Genomic DNA, 18212 nt, shown 5'->3' with positions numbered 1-18212 from the left:
CTTTCAGCCTATATCTTCTAAAAACGTGTGGAAGAATATAATGTTATCTATCCCTTTCAAATTTCTTTGGCATAGGTAGTACAAGTCTTCTATGGCGGAGTAAGAAAGGTACTTAGTGTTCATAGAAGCAAATTGCGACCTTGCAGCTTTATAAAAAACTTGGTCCCTTAAATCATCTGGTGCAGCAATAATATAAGTCATGTGTGCAAGATCTGGGCATTCGTCTTTAAACCCCTTCATTCTTGTTAATCCTGATGTGACTCCCGTACTGTGTTCAATTTCTATGATCGCTGGAATTTTCTTGCCATCTAAATCAAACCAAATGATATCAATTAACTCACCAGCTTTGGGTGCATTAGGAAAGCCCATGAGCGCAGGTTGAGTTTGAAGGTCTTTAACTACCGAATCCCATTCAATTAGTTTTTTGTCTGCATAAGTAATAGAGTGATCGTTTTTGGCAACCCATGATTTTAACTTTAATGATTCCGCGATCTTAACCAGCATGATTTGAATTTGAGCATGACGTCTTTCAACCTCGACACTTTCACCAGTCTTTTTTGAGACATTAGATAACGAGTCGAATACCAATTCACGGTCGATTTCTGCTATGACAGACCCAGATAGGTCTAGAGTTTGAATAACCCCTTTTCTGTGCGGTTCTTCAGGTTTAAAAACTAAGTGCTTGTGCCCAACTTTGATTTTTGATTGGCTTCCTTTATTTTCAAGTCTACCCGGATAACAAAGATAGAAATTTGGAGTATGCAATAAGAGAGCTTCGAGAGCAGAGCGGGTATTGTAACTTGCTCCGAAAACTCGATCTATGTTGAATGGCTTATCGGCTTTAATAGCGCTGGCTAGTCTCCACAAAGCTGTAGATGAAATTGTTTCTATTCTAGCGTCGCTCTCTCTTTCAATCTTTACTGGGTTCCATCTTTTTATCGATATAGGCCCTTCGGGAAGCGTTACGGATATTATTTTAATTTTAGTTTTGGTTTGCCTATTTGGGTACTCGTAGACAGCGGATTTGTCGAGAGCATCTATATCTTTAACTAGGTTCGACGCCGTAAGAAGTGCCATATGAAGTCCTTTTTTGTAACACAGCACATAAACTACCTAAATATTACCGAAATATCCTAGTGGTATTGCAATGTGCTTTACTAATATGGAGAGGTTATCATTTTAAAATCAAATTGGTTACTATTGTACAATGCTAAGACTATGAAAAATGCAAAGTAGATTATGGAATTCGAGAAGGTTATAGGTGATCTGCGAAGATTGAAAGGGCTCTCACTTACCTCAATAACACCTAGTACGCCGCCACTCGTTCTAGTTGATATCAATGTCAAAGAGAACAAATATTTCGTTCTAAATAAATCTGGTACAGCTGTTGGAAGATCACTAAATCAATTGAAAGAGATTTGGGACGCGTTATGCATTAATGGATTCGTGAATGTTGACCAAGCATTGTATGGCAGTGGTTCGAGCCGAAACCAACCTGAAACTTTATTAGCCCACCTACCATATGTTCAACATTTTAAATACAGACATAAAAAACATCTATTACTGCGGCAAGAAAAAGTTCATGAATTTGGCGAATTAAGTGAGTTGAGCTTTGAAGAAACAAGGCAAATAAAGAAAAAGATAGATAGGCGGAAGTCTTTTAGGTTAGATGAATTTGGTTCATCTTTAAACTATACGATTGAGGCGCTTGATCGAAGTTTAGCCAATATTTATGAAAAATATCCCGGTGAAGCAGAGGTACATATTCTATCCAAAGTAATCGGTAACTTTCAGCAATTAAAGAAATCAATCGAAGATTCAGTAGTTACCTTGGACGACTTTGATACGGAACATTTCCAAAACACTAACCAAGTCAATGTTTCCTTAGAGTCCGTATTAGAATCACCTATCATTTTAGGGGTAGATGACTCAACCGAGGGAGATGATACAGACCCTAGCGTTGATTCAGAAGACAGATCTAATTCTTCAAATAAGGATGAGCCACCGAGAGTAAGGCGGCAAACTCCAACATGTGCCCTTATTTATGATCGCCTCATTTATAAAGAAATTGAAATACAACCGGAGTACCAACGGAAAGATCGTATCTGGAGTATGGAGCAGCGATCTCGTCTTATTGAGTCAATTTTAATCGGTTTACCTTTGCCGATTTTTTATTTCGCTGAAAGGAAAAACGGAAACTGGGCAATTATCGATGGTTTACAGCGTATTACGACAATTCAAGATTTTATGCAAGATAAGTTTGCATTGGAAAAGCTGGGTGAAAACTCCAAATATAATGGCGTCAGATATTCAGAGTTGAGTAGAATTGAAACACGAAAAATTCGTGAATTTGAGCTTACTGCGTACGTGGTCGATATAGAAGACGGACGAGAGCCGTTTATCACCGAGCTATTCCATCGCATCAATACATATGGACTAAAGCTTAGCCCTCAAGAGATAAGGACAGCAATTCACTTGGGTAGTAGTGTTTCTTATCTGAAATATTTAGCATCCAGTGCTGCTTTTGTGCATGCTACACATGGAAAAGTGAGAACAGAACGACAAAAAGATGTAGAGCTCTGCTTAGGAGCTATGTCTTTCATGATCTTCGGGTTTAGGACATTTAACTACAATAAGTATGACGATTTCCTAAAGCAAGGAATGGACTGGTTAAATAAATTTGAAGTAGATATAGACGCAAATGAAGATGGAACGATAGTCGCTAAAAGTTTGCCTGATAGTTTAATATCGCTTGAGACTCGGTTTTTATCATCCCTTGAGTTCACCTCCAAATTGTTTGGTGAAGACGCGTTTAAGAAAGAGTTGTATTCTGATTCTAAAGCACCTGTTAATAAGCCGCTGTTTGAATTAATCGTTTCTGTGTTCTCCATGCTGACGGACGGGCAAAGGCAAAGGCTCTTAGAGAAAAAAACTACGTTCTTTAATGAATTTTTTGGAGCAATTGAATCTGACTCTACGTCCTACGCCACTTGGGGTTCCTCAAGATATGAGGAATTGCAGAGAGGCTTCAACTACTCTATATCTCTATCAACTGGTAAGAAAGCGACGGTTCTTTATCGATTTAACTCACTGTTAAAAATGTTAGAAATTGTGTTAGGTGAAACTGTAAATTTTCAAGGCATTGCTGAGGTGAGAAATGCTTAACTACATAAAATTAAGTAATTTCAAATGTTATTTGGATCAAGAGTTTAAATTCGAGCCGTTAACAGTGTTTTGTGGATCCAACTCTGTCGGCAAAAGTACAGCCATTCAGGCTATCGCCATTCCATTCCAATCTCGCTTCGATCGCAGAGTTAGCCTCAATGGAGAGTTAGTTTCTTTAGGAGTAAGGGAGGACTTACATAATAGAAATGTACTTGATGATGAATTAAAGATTGAGCTTAAGCATAGCGAAATATCGCATCGATTCGTCTGGGGGTATTCTGACCTTAGTTTAGACCCAAGAGCCCATGAAATAGAGGCTGTCGATAGTAATGTTCAAGCGTCGGCTACGATTATCAGCGAATATGCAGACAAAGGATTTCAATTTCTAGAGGCAGAAAGGTTTGGGCCTAGAAACAACTTTAAATTACGGCAGTCTACAGCCTTTCCCAATTGGTTAGGCGCACGAGGTGAATATACGTGGGAAACAATTTTTGACCTTGTTAATAAACAAAGGCTGAGGTTGTCTGATGACGATGCTCGTAACCATCCCAATAATGCAGGGAACAGAAGCGTTCATGCGAATATTGAATTATGGATGTCTGAAATTTCTGAAGGATTTCATGTTGATCCTAACGTTCAAGAGGATGCTGACGTAAGCTATTCGACATACTCTTCTTCCTCCATGTCTTTGGTCAAACCAATAAATATGGGTTTTGGCTTAACTTATTCGTTAAGTGTAGTTGCCGCACTAATGTCTACAAAGCCAGGAGGCCTAGTGATTATCGAAAACCCAGAGGCTCACCTGCATCCTAAAGGACAGAGTTATCTAGGGCGTTTGATTGCACTCAGCGCTGAAGCTGGCGTGCAGGTAATCATCGAAACGCATAGTGACCACATAATTAATGGAATTCGTCTGATGGTGCGTGTCAAAAGCGTTGAGCACAATAAGGTAAAAATCTACTATATATCTGCTGATGGTGAAAAGCAGGTGACACCAATAGAGATCAATGTAAATGGACAAATGACAGAATGGCCAAAGGGATTTTTTGATCAACAAGCAATAGATATGGAGCAGTTGATGCAGGGCAGGTTAAAGGATGAAAATTAAAATTTTCATTTCTCATTTTAGTCTCCCCGAAAGTCACTTTGGTAGTTACGATAAGATGATGGGCGACCTAGAAAAGCTGGGCTGTCATAAAACTCAATTTGACTATCCGGACTCTTCGTGTGTAGTCGATTCAAATTTGTTTGATTTAAATTATTATGGTCTTACGCTAAAACAGCAAATTGATAACCTATGTAATAATGACCCTATGATTTACGGCACTGTTTTAAACATTGTCTTTTCTAAATATTTTGCGAATCATGATTTTGTTAGTTTAAGAGATGAAGCTGGAGAGTGGCAGTCGTCTGATGAACTGTGCAAATGTTTTGCTTACACGCCTTCTCTTGAGTTTAAAAACATGGAGAGCATAAGCGAGATCAAAAGTTTCCTTGTCCATTATGACGATATTCTTGGTAAATTTCCGGTTTCAACTGAGACATATTTTAGCAAGGTGGTGGCGAGGTATAAAAATCTTGTATTTCATGAGGATTGCCTTGGTTCTATGAATGATTTTGATGGAGACTTTTGCAATTTTACTATCTCATTTACTAAGTGTTTGTCAGCGCTCGATAGCATCAGCCCGACAAGTGAATATGACCCCAACGCGAATATTTCGTATATTAAAACGCTGACACCATATGATTGCACTAGCGAAGGCTGCTCTCGACCGGAGCTGAGCTTCAAATTTAAATCTGGCGAGCTCGATGAAAATGGGGAACCACTTTTTATAAAGTTAAATTGCGAGTTTCATCTCAAACCATCTGACAGTAATAATCCTGGTGACTCTAGGTTTTATCAAAACAGGATCTATTTCGGATTCTTACCAAAAGGTGATAAGAGGCTCATAGCAGTTGCAAGTGTAGGGCCTCACTTGTAAAAAGATACAAAATAGTTTACAAAATATTGCTTTTTAAGTTTTTGGTAACATTAAATACTCAATTAAATTAGAATCTTATGTTAAATTTTACAAAATTAAATATAGACTTTAGTAAAAGAAACCGTTCTAGCCTGCCAACATTTTGTTTGTAAAGTTTATTTCTTTTAAAGGTCTGTATATACAGGCCTTTTTTATACACCCTTAAGAAAAAAATTAAAAATTGTCGACATGAAAAACATAAATAAACTTCTTTAGATTGTTTTCGCTTCCCTTCATTAACACCGAAAGAAAATTCATTTATATAGAAATACTCATCATTTTATAGGTGACTATTTAGTTAATTTTAGACTTTTTTCCTGCCAAATATAAAGCTTTGAAGCTTATTTTCTTTTTGGGTTAAATCTATGATTATAGGAAAGCTTCAAAAAAATTTTAAAGCCAATTGTCGAAAGAACTCAACTAGAGTGGTTTATATATAGTTTATAAAATTGGATCTATCGAAATTAAAGGGAAAATTTGAAAGATTTATTCCTTTGTGACTAAATACTGTAGCCACCATGAATCCAATGACTATCCTTTTTATGATTAATATGTTGAAAAAATACCAATGTACTTCAAAAAAACAGATTCATTTTGTCAGCTCTAAAAAGGCCAACTTAGAGACTATCGCAGGTTTTTTAAAATAATCTAGTTCTTCAGTAAGCACCATTTTTTTACAGGATATAGCTTGAGGGAAATCGATATCTATTTATGGTTAGCGGGAAGGAATATTTTCCAAATAAATTTTAGACCAATTCAACTGTATAGCCTATGTGAATTCTTGCTAGAAATATATGGCTATCAGATTTGATCAAGCCTTATTAATCAAACCTGATAGTTCATATAAACATTCGTTCAAATGAAGTTATTTTTTTCTTCCTGGAGGGGCAGGAACAAAGCTATTGTCGATACCGTCCTTTACCCAAGTTGACCACTGTCTCAAGCTATTACCATTTCTTTTTTGAGAACTTTCTGTCCAAGTCATATTATATTCTTGTGCGACGTACAGACCTAGTTCAAAACCAGTAATAGTATCGCAGCTTTCGATTTTCTTAATGCATTTTGATACTGTTGGCTCACTTTTAGCTAAAGACCAAATTGCAGCATTTACGCCCCCAAACTTATTAATGGCTTGTTCGCTAACGATAATAGAATCAGGATTGATTCTAATTAAGTCAAATCTAGTAAGGATTTGGAGAGCATTTCTATAGCCCTTTTCGTTCAAGTTTTTTAGAGAAATCCCATTTCTAATTAAGTCTAATGCATCGCAGACACTAGCAGGTGAGGAAGTAGCCGAAAATACTATTCCTCTTTCTCTAGTCGTTCTTTTCCTATTTAGCAAGTCTTTATCAAATAAAGGTGTCCCAGTATCTTGAACAGTCAACTTCCTACCAATTTTTACTAAGTATCCAGTTGCGATGAATATTTTAATAAATCTATTTGTATAAACTTGCCATGTTTTGTCGTTGAAATTCGAGTTCGGCATGCAATTTTTTAGAGCACTCTTTATATCTGCATTTTCTACAGTTTTTCCCGAAAACTTTTTGAATAATGCTAATTTTACCGAGTGCTTATCAAATTTTTGCCTAAGTTTAAGCACGATTGCATTTTCATGGTTCTCAGATAGTTCCTCTCGAAGTTTAAAGTTAACTCCTTTTCTATCGGCTATACCAAGCATCACTAAGTCAGCACCAATATTCCATATTGTCCTTTCATTATGCCCTGTTTTTGCTGAAATAGATTTTGCATCTTGATAGCTAACTGCGGTTAACTTTAATGCTACTTTATACATTGAGTTAAAATCTGATGTAGGGACATAGTTAAAAGGAACTACTGGCACTCGGCCAGTTGTGAGGTAGTCTTTAAAAATATCCCAATAAATGTTTAATCGAGTTCCGCTCTTAATAATCAATCTTTTGTTGACTAGACTATTAACAGTGTTTATACCTGATATTTCGATGATTTCACTCCAGTCGGCTGGAGCTGAGTTCGCTATAACTTTTAGGCATGAGAACTCTTCAGGTGAAAGGCTAGCGACATCTTCTTCGAATAATGCTCTAACATCGAAGTCTGGTAAAATAGAATCATCATCTCCTTTTATTATATTCTCGTACAAATTTATACAAAGTTTCTTTAATAGCCATGGAAAGCCCTGGCTGTTATGTGTCAATTGATGTCTTATTTCTACAGGAATTTGACGCTGGATTTCTTTTTCAAACTTAGTAATTGACGCAGATATCTCTCCAGGATCAAAAACATTTAATTTGTACACTTTTCTGTAGTCTGCTAAGTCATGCCACATATGGTACGCAGGATGGTCTTGTTGAGTTGTACTATCGGTTTTCCAAGCAAAGCCTAATGCAATATTCTCTTTTATTGCGGCTATATCAAGCATCAGATTTTTTGCGGCTTTGAATATGCCAAACAGATCGGGCTTAGAATATAGTTCTTCAAACTGATCAAATACCAAGCAAACTACTTGTTCTTTTTCTCTTAACGAGCGCAAGAATTTTGTAATAGATTTGGATGTCATTGGAGAGGCAGGATCTGTTAATGTTAGTTTAATTTTATCTCCAAATCCTTGCGCTTGAGCTTCATTGAGCCCCTTCAGTAATGCCGCAGCTATATATGATGGTGTCGTTGCACCACGAATATCCACTGCATAAATAAAATACTTTTTTTTGTAATGTTTGTTTTTTGATCTGTCTCTCAATTTGGCAATAAGGGAACTTTTACCTAAACCAGAGTTGCCAGTAATCGCAAATATCCTAGAGTCAGTTGAGCACTCTCTAACACTACCCAAAAAGTTTAATATCTCTTTTTGGGTGCTATCTCTACCAACGAAGTCTTGGGGTCTAGCTGGGCGATAGTCATTCCATGAGTCTCCTATTTGCACTTCGGCAACATTAGGTAACTCGTTGTTAGCTGCAACTGTATTTTCTGTTGGCTTAGTTCCAATATAGATGTCGTAATCTGATATTTCAGCTTCTAATTTAGCTATATTCGTTACAGTCTCTCTATCTGAAACTAATTTCCCGCTCGTTGCATGAAATAATAAAACACCATATGGAGCTCCTGCTTTTAAAGTATAAACTGCCCAATACCTGCCATATTCCGAAACTATCAGGCTCCAACTACCTAGTTTTTCGGCACTTCCTGCAATTTCCGTTGCCTTTTCTATTGGTTGTTCACATATCACTGAAGCAGCTTTTAGCGATTCTATGATTAAGTCAGGAGAGTAAAAACTTAGCTTTGAAGCTTGTTCGCTTGGTTTGCTTTTCCAGTTTTCTACGAAGCCTTTCGCTTCTTTACCAAATTCAGATGTGGATACTAACCAACCTTCAGCATAATCGTAAGCGGTAATTGTTCCCAGAAGCTGTCTGAGAATCGGGGCACCAATTTTATCTTTTTGTGCTTTACATTCTACATAGACTTGCTTTCCACTAATCTTGTGTTTGCATAATAGATCGAGCTCAGCTCCTGTAATGCGTATTTCTTCTATAACTTCATAATTCTGAGCTAACAACAAGTCTCTGGATAAACCTTCAAAAAGGTCACCTTTTATCTTTGTATTATCAGATTCTTTACATGCGATCTCTATTTTCATCTGCACAAACCTATTTGAATGCTTTGCATTCAGATTACATACTGAATGCAATTGGTTCTAATATATTTTTATAAGTCAGATGTTAGCCCTATCATTATGAAATGTATATTATTTTTAAATATTTAAATAAACTTGTTGCTATTTCTTTACTGTTTACTCCTCAATTGCAATTACAAAATCGTTTAACTTATTTAAAACTATGGCTGCTTTTGGATGTTACTTTCCTAAAAATCTGTGTTTCCTGCTAGCAAGGTAATTGAATGCAGTACAGTCAGCACTAGGGTGGTTGTAGCAAGTCGCACTTTTATTTGAGGACTGCAAATAAAACTGAAATTCTTAGATTAATAAGTGACTGTTCAAGGAAGCGTCATAAATTGAAAGGAGTAATACGTTTCACCTTTCAATCATTGCTTCTTATTGTTTCTAATTACCATTATAAATAGCGCATATCTTGCTCCTCACTCGTTAAAAGGTATTATTATTTTATTAACTAATTAGTAAAATGCCTATCACCATGAAAACGTTATCCCTACTTGCTAGTACGATCGCTTTGGTTTCAGCAGCTGCCATCGTTTCACCCACAGTATCAGCTGCACAAACGCTGTATAAGCCTTTTCCTGCCGACGTGATGCCGTCGCTTAGCGAGAAAGGTACACATACAGTTGGCGTAAAAACGATTGAAGCCACGTATCCCGAAAAAGTAAAAGATATTGCTGGGAATGATGTCGAACGTAAGTTGACCCTAGAGGTTTGGTATCCAGCTTCAAGTGCTGCCGAGACGGCAACGTATGTGAATGAAACGCGAAGTGGTCAGGTATTTGAAATTGAGGGTGATGCAAGCCGAGATGCGCCTATTGCTAAAGCAGATTCTGATTACCCTGTGGTAGTTATATCTCATGGCTATACTGGCTATCGCACGCTTATGTATTATTTAGGTGAACACCTTGCGTCTCACGGCTATGTGGTTGCATCTATCGACCATACAGACTCAACAAACAAAGACGTTAACTTTGCGGAAAATCCGTATTCAGGTTTTCCAAGCACGCTACTTAATCGCTCTCGCGATCAGGTTTTTACCCTAAATAGTATTAGCGAGCATGACTTTTTTAAAGCGAGCGTTGATGCAAGCAAAGCAGGTGTGATTGGTTATTCCATGGGAGGCTATGGTGCGGTAAGTACAGTCGGTGGTTGCTATGCATTTAACGATCAAACAGCAGCAACCTTTACTGGTACACAAGACCCTAAAGTGGCAGCGCTAGTTAAAGACGCGCTAAATACGTGCGCAGGTGGCGAAGAAAGTAGCAAGGATGTGCTGCCAGCTTGGAAAGCAGCGCTAGCGCTTGCCCCATGTGGCGGGCAACATCAGCTCTTTGACGTTGAATCGCTTAACAATATCAAGGTACCGGTTCTTTATGTGGCGGGTGATAACGACGATATTTCTGGTTACGAAGGTATCAAGTGGTTATTCGAAAATACCGGCAGTGAAGGCTCTAAGCTACTTACGGTTAAAAATGCGCGTCATAACGTAGCGCCACACCCAGCACCTAAAGAAGCCTATGGTAGCGAGTTTGATTTGGGTAGCTACATTGAACCTGCGTGGGAAGTACAAAAGTTAAATGCCATCAACGAGCACTTTGCGTTGGCGCTTATGAACTGCCATGTGAAAGGTTTAAAAGAGGATTGTGAATACCTGAACGTGAATGGCAGTAGCGCACAAGTGCCTGTAGACGGTAAGAAGCCAGAGCCCTGGAAGGGCTTCGACGACCGATGGGCATTGGGGCTAGAAATGGACAGTAAATAACAGTTTGAAAAGGGTGCTTCGGCATCCTTTTTTAATTTTGTTACATATTTATTTTCTATCGTAACGCATAGTGGCGTAATGTAAGACTGCTTATATCAATCATTGATAGTAAAAAGTGCGTTAAAGCGGCATTTCGGGCTACCCATAAACTAAACCATAAGGAAGTGAAAATGCGTAAATCTACTGTGTCAGCACTATGTGTGTGTTCTATTTTGTTAATGCCTTCCATAACCGTTACCCAAAGCTATGCAGCAGCACAAGACGTTGCTACAACGAATGCCGTTGACATAGAAACGCTAAAATCTTACTTCAAACAAGGCGACTATAACTACGTTGTAGAATCCCTCGAAGCCGTTGAAGGCAAATCGCCAGAACAGCACAATATGCTTATTTCTGCCCTGATGAACCTAGATTTAGATGATGCCGAGGAGGCAGCAGAGCAGTTTGTTCAGGATTACAGTGATAACTATAAGGCTTATCATACACACGCCAGCGTAATGGGAGCCCAAGCCTCAAGTAGTATATTTTCAGCCCTAGGCTATGCGAAAAAAGCAAAAAAGAGTTTAGAAAAAGCAGTGGAAATTGCCCCAAAAGAGGTTGCTGTTTACCAAGCCCTAATGCAGTTTCACTTAATGGCTCCTTCTATTGCTGGTGGCGATTTGGATGAGGCCACGAAACTTGCGCAAACTATTTCAAAACTTGATGCTACCGAAGGTCAGTTTGCTTTAGCTAAAGTTTATTTGGAAAAAGATAAACAGGCAGAAGCAGAGGCGATTTTTGCCTCTTTAATTGAAGATGATAGTACTCATATTCGCGCTAGAGTTGAGCTAGGTAGTTTTTATTTAGGTGACGAGCAGTATGCTGCGTCTTACGAAACTTTGTTGCCGTTATCAGATACAGATGTGGCCGCAGTTTCGAAAGCGGATACTGAGGCTTGGGATACGTATCAAAAGCGTAAAGCCAGCCTTATGTATGGAAAGTATCGCTTAGGGCAAGTTGCTGTTGAAAGTGGCGAGTACACAACTTCAGGTATAAACGCGCTAAAAAGCTATTTGGAAGACTACCAAGTTACGACTATTGACACTGAAGGCTTACCAGGAGCTAATTGGGCTCAGCTGCGCTTAGCTGAACTTCTTCTTAATGCAGATAAGGTAAATGAGGCACAAAACCTTGTTGAGGCAATAAAAGAAGAGAAAGATGAACGCTTTGCTAAGACACTCAAAAAAATCAAAAAGGCACTAAAAAAGCGAGCGGCGGTGTAGCACCGCGTAGCTCGCTTACTTGTATTTTCCTTAAGCAGCGCTTAGAATTTAAAGCGCTTAAAAGGCCATAGCGCTTAGAAAGCCATAGCGTTTAGAAAACTAAAGGGCTTTAACAGTATAAATCAGCGCTGTTTGTGGGAAGAGTACCGGCAGCTGCATACCGTATTTCATCAAGACTTCGCCAGAGAACACTTGTCCTTCAGTTTGCTGCAAAATTGAAGGAGTGTATTCTTTCAGCTTTTCAGGCCATACACGCTCAATGGTGTATTGCTTGTTAGCATCAAGCCCTGCAAAGTAGAAACGATTCGGCGTAGTGCGTACGGTTTCTGTAACACTGTTATATGCAAAAATACCTTCCTGCTTGTCTTTCGACACATAACCAAATTTCACATTCATGCCGTCATCGTCCATGCGGAATAGGTCGCCGCCGTGGGTAATATGACGATATTTCTTATAAAGCGAAATGGCGTCTGTTAGCACGCTTTGCTCGTGGTCAGTCAGTTCACGTGGGTCCATTTCTATACCCATATGGCCAAACAAGGCTACTGCTGAACGAATTTCAATAGGTAGGTTACGGCCAGTAATATGGCAGTCACGCGGACCTATGTGGGCGCCCATGACTTCAGATGGGAAGAAGTAAGAGCAGCCGCGCTGAATATATAAGCGGTCTAGTGCGTCGTTAGAGTCTGATGTCCAGAAGCGATCTGTGTGTGGCAATATGCCTAAATCTATACGTCCGCCACCTGAACAACAGCTTTCTATTTCGATGCCTGGCTTAGCTGCTTTTACGCGGTCAATTAAACCGTAAAGCGCTGCCATTTGGCCGTGCATTGCTGGTTTGCCTTGAAGGTTACCCGGATGGTTTACATCGCGGTTCATGTCCCATTTGATGTAGCTAATTTTGGGATAGGCTTTTAGTACATCAGTAATCACCTTATACAGGTACTCAACCACTTCAGGGTTGGTTAAATCCAATACGTACTGATTTCTGAAAGGGACGTGCGGGTTATTCTCGGTTTGCAGCGCCCACTCAGGGTGTGCGCGATATAAATCGCTATCTGGGTTAACCATTTCTGGCTCAAACCAAATGCCGAATTCCATGCCAAGACCAGTAACATGGTCAATTAATCCGTCTAGCCCTTCAGGGTAGATGGCTTCATCTACAAACCAGTCACCAAGCCCAGCTTTGTCGTTCCTGCGGCCTTTAAACCAACCATCATCTAATACAAAGCGCTCAATACCTAGCGGTGCTACCTTGTCAGCCAAGGCTTTAAGCTCGTCTTCGTTGTGATCGAAGTAAATTCCTTCCCAGGTATTGTAGTGCACTGGGCGAGGTTTTGATTCAGCGCTGTGGTTTAGCACATTGCTGCGAATGAAGTTATGGAACTGTTGAGACAGGGAAGAAAAACCTTCACAGCCATAGCCGGTATAAAGCACCGGAGATGTGTAGCTTTCGCCAGCGTTAAGTACCACTTCACCCGGAAACAATAGTTCACCGAACTGAACATAGCTTCTACCATCAGCCATGAGCTCGGCGCGAAGCTTATGGTTCGCTGAAGCGCCAAGGTGGTAACCAAAACATTCACCACTAAGTTCCCCTGTTCCCTGAGGGAACGCAATTAAACCAGGAAAGGTGTCGTGAGAGGTTTTGCCACGACGGTTTTCACGCACGTAGCTGCCAAAGAATAAGTCGTGATCTTTGGTTTGGAATTCAGCAGACCAACGACCTTCGAATGTTTTGATTTTACTAACCGTTGTAGGAAGTGGAAGGCTAGCGGCATTCAGGTAATTGAGGTTCAGCGCACTGCTGCCGGTGTTTTCTACACGAGAAACATATTTTACAACGCTGGTCGCGGTATCAAGCTCTACACTTGTGATAAGGCGCATACCGCGATGTGCATCTTCAGCAATGAAGGCAACCGATTGGCCTTCTTGATTTATCTCTACTAAGCTAAAGCCTGCTGACCATTGGTCAGCATCGCCGGAAACTTCAAGGCCTGGCTGTCCTGTCCAACCTTCACCATGGGTAGGCACTAAAGTAATGGGTGGCTCGATAACCGGCGCACATTTAGCTTCTTGGCGTGTGTTTAAAACGCTAAGCATTTCAGGCGTTGTGTTGTCACTTAATGGCGCACCATAGTAAATGACTTTTGGCATGCGACCCTGGCAGTCGAATATTAAGGTGACTTTTTCGTTCGACAAGCGTACGAATTGAGAAAGTGACGACATAAAAACCTCAGCGTTAATAAAACGTAAATTAGGTGGCGATACAACTTTTTTACAACGTAAGTAGTGTCTTCTTACGGCATAGTTTCGCATATTAAATCACGTTCACTATACCTATTCTACAATTTTAGGGTAAACGTTTTACTTTCAATGTTAGTCTGCATTGGAAAGGAAATGAAGTCTGACCAATAGTTGTAAAATATAGACGATATTAATTGTTAAAAACAAAAAAGGATGCCAAAAGGCATCCTTTTTCGACATGTTACTAACTTGTTAGGCTTCTTTCTTATAGAGCTCTAACGAAAACTCTGCCTTTTGGTTAAACACCACGCGGTTCACAATAAGCGCGAACGCGACACAGCCAATAAGAGTAGCGAACATTAGGTGTATGTAATGAAGCCCAAATGGTGCATAAAGAGGCGAAGCTTCAAAGCTCATTAATGCGTAAATAGAAACGCCAAACAGTACCGCACCTATGGCTGCAAAAGCATGCACGTTTTTAAACAGCAGGCCAACAATGAATACCGAAAGAATAGGCATGCTTAATAGACCGTACAGCTTTTGAACTAGGTTAATAATACTATCAGCTTGTTGGTATACGGGGATTAGCGCAAGCGATACTAAACACAATAAGACCGTAACGTAGCCGCTTAACTTAGGTACGTTAGGTGTTTTGTTGATATAGCTTTCGTGGATATCACAAACATATAGCGCAGTAGCAGAGTTCAAATTACTGTTAAACGTGGTTAACACCGCAGCCGCCATAGCCGCAGCGAATACGCCAGAAAGCCAATCAGGCAATACCGTTGCAACAATTTTTCCGTAAGCACTATCACCAATATCACCAAATAGTTTATACGAGACAATACCTGGAATAACAATAATGGCAGGTACAATCAGCAAGCGAATACCGGCCGCAGCGAATACGCCTTTCTGCGCTTCTTTCAACGAAGGTGCCGCCATTGCGCGCTGTGTAATTACTTGGTTGGTTCCCCAGTAAAACATTTGGATAAAGATCATCCCGGTAAGCAAGGTATGCCAAGGAATTGGAGACTCATCATCGCCAATTAGGGTAAGTCGCTCTTGCGGAATACCGTCAAAGTTATAGTCGATGGCTTGAAGCGCCAGAATAACCACCAATACAGCCATGGTTAAAAGAAGCACGCCTGAATAGGTATCAGACACTGCTACCGCGCGAAGTCCGCCGAAGATAGCGTATAGAGCACCGACAATAACGAAGATAACTGCAATGTACATCAGCGGCAGCTCAACGTTAAACATTGACTGCATAAACAAAGAACCCGAATAGATTACTGCCGGGCAAAATATTAAAGCACTGCCTGCGAAGAAGAGCGCGCTAATAACTGCACGTATGTGCTTGTCGTGATAGCGCTGCTCTAGAAGTTCCGTTGTCGTTGTACACTTGAACTTGTAATACACAGGCAGAAATACTTTTGCCAGTACGAAAAGGCCTACAACGGCTGCTAGCTCCCATAGGGCTAACAAGGCCATTTGGTTACCGTTCATACCTACTAGCTGGTCGGTACTTAGGTTGGTGAGCGTGATACTACCTGCAACGAAATACCAAGCTAGACCTCCGCCTGCAAGAAAGTATTCGCGGTTTTGGTTTTGGGCATTTCTATTTTGTCCGCGGCAACTCAAATAGGTAAGAAAACCGATTAAAGCAGTCACAAAGACAAAAACAGACACCTGAATAGTGCTGGAAAACATGTTTTACTCCTAAAGGAAAGTTATGACTTGCTGGTTTCGAACTTAATGTTGTTTACAGCGCGATCAGGGAATTTAGTGTTATGAAGACGGATAACGCGGTTCACTTGCAAAATAGAACCAAGAATATTGAAAAGCACGTTGAGCAGGCCCTTTTGATTCAAACTAGCCAGCTCTTCACCCGTAAGGTTTTGCAAGCGTTGTTCATTCACCGTAGCTAGCCCGCCTACGCGCTGATTGGTGTTGTCTTTGTACTCTATAATCAAGTCAACAGTATGAATGAGTCCCATCTCGCTAATTTGATTCATCATTACAGCGGTTTGCTGCATGGCGGTAACGCGCTCATCCAGCAATTTCTTTTTATTATCTAAGTACGCAGTAGGGCGCTTTGAAGGCAAAAAGAGCGCTTCACCGTTTTCAGAAGAAACGGCCGGCGAGTCGACATCAACTAAAACTTCTTGCTGTTGAGCGTCATTTCCCAATCGTACGATAAAAGGTAAGGTGCGAAGGCTAAGCGGTGCATAGTGACCTAGCCACGTGCCTTGCGTTTCAAATACGTTCTCTTGAGGAGCTAGGCCGCACAGGGCCGAAATTGTCCAATACTGTGCATCAGTAGATTTGCTGAAAAACAGAGGGAAGTCGCTAGATGCTTGAACGGCTTCTTTTATCTCAATGTTGAGAAGGTGAAATTTCGAATAAGTACTAGCAAGCTTGCTCTCATCAATAGTAAGAGCGCTGTGGGTATCAGCCGATAAGGTTTCAAATGTTGGCATATTATAATTCTCGTTAGCTTGCCAACCACTGCTCAATGTAGTCGCGGTGATTAGGTAAGCTGCTTAGTTTTTGCTGCGTGATTAGCTGATTTTGTTGAATTACTTTATCAGCTAGGTCACGTTCGTTGTAGAAATGAGATTGCAAAGAAAAGTCTGGAGAAAATCCCATTCCATATAGTACGTACTGATAGCTGGCGGCAGGGAATAACTCTATTGCCGCTGAAAAATCAGCAATTTGTGGGCCGCGATACTTCCAAATTTCCAAATCTTCTTTTAAAGAATCGGGGATAGAAGCCGCATCGCGATTGGCAACCCAGTAAGGTTCACTGCGTTGATTAAAAATATAATGAAGTTTCAAGAAGTCGATAATGCGCTGCCAGCGATAATTCATTTGTTTGTTAAAGCGCTGGCTGACTATAGGCATAGCAGAAACGGGCAGCGGCATTTGCTCTGCAATATAACGTGCTGATATCTCAATAAGCATGAGGGCTGTTGCCTCTAACGGCTCTACAAACCCTGCGGAAAGGCCTACGCCAATGCAGTTGCCTTTCCAAATACGCTTCTTATAACCAGAGTTAAAGCGAATGGTGCGCGCTTTCAAATCACCGTGCTTGTCACCGACGTACTCACGCAATACTTCTTCGGCGCGTTCATCGGTAGTAAATTCGGTGGAGTAAACATGGCCTACGCCTCTTCTTGAAGATAAACCAATATCCCAAATCCAGCCTGCTTCTTGTGCTGTTGCTTGGGTATAGGGCTTTATTTCGAAGTCTTCCTCGTGGGGTACATGAAGGGCAAGGGCAGAGTTATTAAATAGTACGTCGTCTGTGGAAATAACGCTTTCGCCAAGGGTTTCGCCAAGCAATAGTGAGCGAAAGCCAGAACAGTCGACAAACAGATCGGCGTTTAAAATCTTGCCGTTGTTAAGCGTAACGCTTTCGATATGTTCGTTTGAGGTTGCGGCTACGCTTTCTACCGTGGCGACAATGTGTTTAACGCCTAGCTCCGTTTTGCTGAAGTCCCGTAACATGTCAGCGAATGCGCCAGCATCTAAATGGTACGCATAGTTCGATTGCGCGCTGCTGTATTCTTGTTCGCTGAGGGTGCGAGGCGCCATATTGCGCTCACACACGTGCTGCTGAAAGTTAGTGGCATTGGCAAAATTTGCAATATCGCCTACATAGGGGGCCATTTCTACGCGACCATAACCTAGCGGAACGGTAAACGGGTGGTAATAAAAGTCGCCGTCGCCATTTACCCAATTTACAAACTTACCGCCTTGCTTGAATGCAGCGCTGCAGCGTCTAAATACTTCTTTTTCAGACAGGCCAATGTCTTTCAGCGTGTTGCGCATGGTTGGCCAGGTTCCTTCACCTACGCCGACAGTAGGAATGTCACTGGATTCGACTAAAGTTATGTCTAAGCCACATTCACCCATTGCTACCTTGTGTTTAGCCGCGACGATAGCGGCTGTAAGCCAGCCAGCGGTGCCGCCACCTACGATGACAATACGTTGTTTTTGAGATGTATTAGATGAATGGTTCATGAAACAACACTGCTTAAATGGAATTATGACTGTTTTCTACATTTATCCATAAACGTACTCGTTTTGCCAATAGGCTTATGGAT

At 40.6% G+C, this 18212-nt stretch carries 11 protein-coding genes; 5 read left to right on the top strand and 6 right to left on the bottom strand.

Annotation, left to right across the window (positions count from 1 at the left end):
• Positions 1 to 3: 3 nt before the first annotated feature.
• Positions 4 to 1077 (bottom strand): hypothetical protein, encoded by a 1074-nt coding sequence (locus ACXACS_RS00525; RefSeq protein ID WP_474802799.1) that lies wholly within the window; start codon positions 1075 to 1077, stop codon positions 4 to 6.
• Positions 1078 to 1239: 162 nt separating this feature from the next.
• Between ACXACS_RS00525 and ACXACS_RS00520 the strand changes: the two genes are divergently transcribed.
• Genes ACXACS_RS00520 through ACXACS_RS00510 form a run of 3 tightly spaced genes read left to right on the top strand, consistent with a single transcriptional unit; the run spans position 1240 to position 5147 of the window.
• On the top strand, positions 1240 to 3165 hold the full coding sequence (locus ACXACS_RS00520) for a GmrSD restriction endonuclease domain-containing protein (protein WP_474802796.1): 1926 nt from the start codon (positions 1240 to 1242) through the stop codon (positions 3163 to 3165).
• Positions 3158 to 4273, top strand: a complete 1116-nt coding sequence (locus ACXACS_RS00515; RefSeq protein WP_474802793.1) for an AAA family ATPase — start codon at positions 3158 to 3160, stop codon at positions 4271 to 4273. Before ACXACS_RS00520 ends, ACXACS_RS00515 begins: the two co-directional genes overlap by 8 nt.
• Positions 4263 to 5147, top strand: coding sequence for a hypothetical protein (locus ACXACS_RS00510; RefSeq protein WP_474802790.1), 885 nt, complete (start codon positions 4263 to 4265; stop codon positions 5145 to 5147). Before ACXACS_RS00515 ends, ACXACS_RS00510 begins: the two co-directional genes overlap by 11 nt.
• Before the next feature lie 904 nt (positions 5148 to 6051).
• Here the strand turns inward: ACXACS_RS00510 and ACXACS_RS00505 are convergent.
• The gene (locus ACXACS_RS00505) at positions 6052 to 8793 is read right to left on the bottom strand and encodes a restriction endonuclease (RefSeq protein ID WP_474802787.1); all 2742 of its coding nucleotides are present in this window, start codon (positions 8791 to 8793) and stop codon (positions 6052 to 6054) included.
• Between the two features lie 514 nt (positions 8794 to 9307).
• On the opposite strand from ACXACS_RS00505, the gene ACXACS_RS00500 reads away from it, so the two are divergent.
• Entirely contained in the window at positions 9308 to 10594 is a 1287-nt protein-coding gene (locus tag ACXACS_RS00500) for an alpha/beta hydrolase family protein (RefSeq protein ID WP_474802784.1), read from the top strand.
• A gap of 170 nt (positions 10595 to 10764) precedes the next feature.
• Complete coding sequence (locus tag ACXACS_RS00495; protein ID WP_474802781.1) at positions 10765 to 11856, top strand: tetratricopeptide repeat protein; 1092 nt, start codon at positions 10765 to 10767, stop codon at positions 11854 to 11856.
• Positions 11857 to 11955: 99 nt separating this feature from the next.
• Here ACXACS_RS00495 and ACXACS_RS00490 read toward each other — a convergent pair whose 3' ends face one another.
• From ACXACS_RS00490 to ACXACS_RS00475, 4 genes are all read right to left on the bottom strand, one after another.
• A complete protein-coding gene (locus ACXACS_RS00490; RefSeq protein ID WP_474802778.1) occupies positions 11956 to 14085 on the bottom strand; it encodes an alpha-galactosidase in 2130 nt (709 codons plus the stop codon).
• 270 nt (positions 14086 to 14355) lie between these two features.
• Positions 14356 to 15813: an SLC5 family protein gene (locus tag ACXACS_RS00485; RefSeq protein ID WP_474802775.1), complete on the bottom strand. Its 1458-nt coding sequence runs from the start codon at positions 15811 to 15813 to the stop codon at positions 14356 to 14358.
• 20 nt (positions 15814 to 15833) lie between these two features.
• Positions 15834 to 16583 (bottom strand): SapC family protein, encoded by a 750-nt coding sequence (locus ACXACS_RS00480; RefSeq protein ID WP_474802772.1) that lies wholly within the window; start codon positions 16581 to 16583, stop codon positions 15834 to 15836.
• A 13-nt stretch (positions 16584 to 16596) separates the two neighbouring features.
• The gene (locus ACXACS_RS00475; RefSeq protein WP_474802769.1) at positions 16597 to 18129 is read right to left on the bottom strand and encodes a tryptophan halogenase family protein; all 1533 of its coding nucleotides are present in this window, start codon (positions 18127 to 18129) and stop codon (positions 16597 to 16599) included.
• Between the last annotated feature and the right edge of the window lie 83 nt (positions 18130 to 18212).

The sequence above is a fragment of the Alteromonas sp. AWM4_230 genome (assembly GCF_056158305.1).
This window is presented reverse-complemented; position numbering and strand designations above follow the sequence as displayed.